Origin of the sequence: Streptomyces sp. NPDC051104 (assembly GCF_040682835.1) — a bacterium.
GTDB classification, from domain to species: Bacteria; Actinomycetota; Actinomycetes; order Streptomycetales; family Streptomycetaceae; genus Streptomyces; species Streptomyces cynarae.
The window spans coordinates 1-2924 of the sequence record NZ_JBFBBS010000109.1; the positions used below are offsets into that span (position 1 = coordinate 1).

5 protein-coding genes are annotated in these 2924 nt (G+C 34.0%); all 5 read right to left on the minus strand.

What is annotated here, in order from left to right; translation table 11 throughout:
* Positions 1-633 precede the first annotated feature (633 nt).
* Complete coding sequence (locus tag AB0N14_RS39725) at positions 634-846, minus strand: DUF6440 family protein (RefSeq protein ID WP_014734883.1); 213 nt, start codon at positions 844-846, stop codon at positions 634-636.
* Positions 847-1387: 541 nt separating this feature from the next.
* Complete coding sequence (locus AB0N14_RS39730) at positions 1388-1582, minus strand: hypothetical protein (protein ID WP_003132205.1); 195 nt, start codon at positions 1580-1582, stop codon at positions 1388-1390.
* A gap of 72 nt (positions 1583-1654) precedes the next feature.
* Positions 1655-1885 (minus strand): hypothetical protein, encoded by a 231-nt coding sequence (locus AB0N14_RS39735; protein ID WP_003132204.1) that lies wholly within the window; start codon positions 1883-1885, stop codon positions 1655-1657.
* Positions 1886-1995: 110 nt separating this feature from the next.
* Entirely contained in the window at positions 1996-2550 is a 555-nt protein-coding gene (locus AB0N14_RS39740) for a hypothetical protein (RefSeq protein WP_366030554.1), read from the minus strand.
* Between the two features lie 9 nt (positions 2551-2559).
* Positions 2560-2924: helix-turn-helix transcriptional regulator (locus tag AB0N14_RS39745; protein WP_366030555.1), on the minus strand; the 365-nt coding region annotated here is incomplete at its 5' end.

Sequence of the window (2924 nt, forward strand, 5' to 3'; positions counted from 1 at the left end):
AATAAAATGAGATTATGGCTAGATAAAACTAACAAGGTTTAGACAAGGTTAATCACAAAATTGTGAAAAAGTATCTTTCGTTATCTGAGACCCTAAAAAAGGGGGTTCCGATTCGTTCCTCCCTAGCAAGTCGCGAATCACGACCCCTTAATAACAACAACGAAATTTTCGTTTTTGCCACTTGTTGCAGAAAGCTATACCGACATCACGTAGGGTATGAACAACATACAAAATTTACATGTAGTTATTCCCCATATAAATGGGGAAGCCGTCAACCATTACGCAACCAAACGACAACCACAAAGCCCATTACAAAATGAAAGCAAACTGACAGCGGTTCAGGGTGTAAAGATTTTAACGCCCTCAAAATTGTGGAAGTTATCAACACTAGACAAAGCTATACCGACATCACGTAGGTCAGGGGTAACTTTGAGGTGTACCCATTCAAAACAAAAATGTTATAGCTCCGTAGTTACAAATACACAGCAAATTCTAGCAACATACAAAATTTACATACTGTCAGTATCATACTGAACAACCGTACCTGAAAGTACACTTGCTAATTGTTGGCAAATGTTGGCACGAAATTGACTTATCAGGTTATAATCCCAAAATTTATCTAGAGTTTATATACTAATATAAATCAAAATGCGATTCAGAATCTGGTTTAGCTAACAGTGGTTTGCCATTCTTGTCTATCAACGGTGTTATTCCACAACCGTCAGAATCTTTATTAACCACCATATATTGTACGCCAGTATTTTTATCAGTAATTATTTCTACACCGCTTAAAATACCTCCAGAAGTTCTTTCAAAGCGATCTTTTATCTCTTTTTTTGTTATCATTGTTATAATCATTCCTTTCCGCTTCGTTCCAAGACACAACACGAGATGAAAAAGTGTTGTACTATATTCACACCTCTTTTTCTCAAATCAAAGTCTCTTTGCCGATATATATTTATATAAAATTAGCTGAGCAAGTGATTTGTTTTATTAAAGATTCAAGTTACCTGTTGCAAAAAGAAGTAATAAGGCACCAACTATTCCAAAAATAACTCCAAGAATTCGTTGTTTAATAAAACTTACATTTCCTAAAAGCACTCTAACTAAAATAAACTGTCTACTAGCAAAAGTAAATAGAAGGCCAATACCCAATATAATACATGAGATAAGTGCTAATGGGTTATGACTAAAAATTTGAATAAGGTTATCTGATTCGTTCGTAATATTATCCACTTTATTTTCCTCTTTCGCGTGCGCACAAGCGCTTTTTATTTTGCATTCCTAAAATTTAGGATTTGTTTTATAGATTTGAACCTTAGCATTTGTTAGCATGTTAAAAAATGTTAAGGTTCACAGCTATATAGACTTTAGCACTATTAAAGTTCTAATCTATTGCTTTTTTCATTTCATGAATAACTCTTCTTAATTTTGGCAAAGGTAATTCCATCAGGTCAGCAAACTGTTCTTGTGGTAGTCTGTAGTGTTCTCCAAACATTTTCTCATACCCAGCTATAATTACAGCCTTTTCCATTTTTTCATCTAAGTTATCAATACTCTTTAAGTAGTCCGATAGTTTCATGTTTCCTCCTTTACAATATTAGTAATAGCTTGTGTGTGCGTCTTTCATCAACAAGTTAATGTTCATTATCAATCAAAAGGCAACAATACTCAAAACGAATAATATAAAACTTATGGTATATAGTGCTATTTTCGCAAATTTATTAATATGTTTTATAAAAATATTAGTGATTAAAGCAATATTTAAAGCTATCATATATACAAAATTTGTTTTCACTATAAAAATAAACAATAGATTAAGAACAACAAATAGAAGTAGATTTATTTTTTGTTCTTTTTTTAATTCATCCACAATATTTTTCATATTTTATCTCCTTGGTTTTTCAAAAACCTATTAGACTTAAAAGAATATCTCCTATAGCTTGTAATACAACAAACTTTTTAACTGGTTTTTTCTTTTTTCTTCTCATTACTTTACCCCACCAACTCAAACCAGCACAGCTCATACAGCAACGCACGCGCCTCGTCATAAGCGTTGTGATGATAGCCGTAAAAGTCTAAGAAGTTGTATATATTTAACGTGTCGCGCGTGATAATGTCAAAATGGCTAACGTAATCAATGGCGCACTCACGAAAGTTCTTTGTAGTTGTATCGCAACACATTGATGTTATCAGTCTTTTAGTGGCGTCATAGTGGCAACCAGTTATCTCACAAAACTGTGTTATATCATCAAAGTTACCGCCATTTTGTATGAACCAATCCCAAAGCATTAAAATAGCTTCTTTGTTGGCTCTCTTTTCTGCAGGGCTTAGTGTATCGCACTCGCCTAGTCGTCTATCATCTTTATAATAAGCATGCATATACTCGTGAGCATGGTCAAAAGGCGTAGCTAAATTTGGGTTATAACCGCCAATACAAAGCCTTGTATCTATCCAAGCTCTTTGATTATCATATTCAAATGTTCTGTAATCTATGCCTAAGTTTTCAATCTTGATTACTATAAGAGCGGTCAATTCTTCTTGATTCATTTAACGCCCTCATTTTTCACTATCTTTCAAGTCTTTAGCTTTTTGTTGCAATTCTTCCCAACGGTCAGCAAAAACTAATTTAATCATAGCTTTGTCTTTTTCGGTCAAAGGGCGACCACCAGCACTTAGAATACTGTCAAAAATAGCGTCATCGTCAGAGTTTGCGACTTCCGCCAAGTCTATCGGCTCATTGACTGATTTAGCTTCAGCACGCCCCAGTAGATAGTCCACAGATACGTTGAAATAGTCGGCGATTAACTTTAGCTTTTCAGCAGTCGGTTGTTGTTTTTTCATTCTATAAAAGTAATTTGAGCTAAATCCCAAATCTTCCGAAACTCTTTGCAAAGATTTACCTTGTTTTTCAGATAACTCTT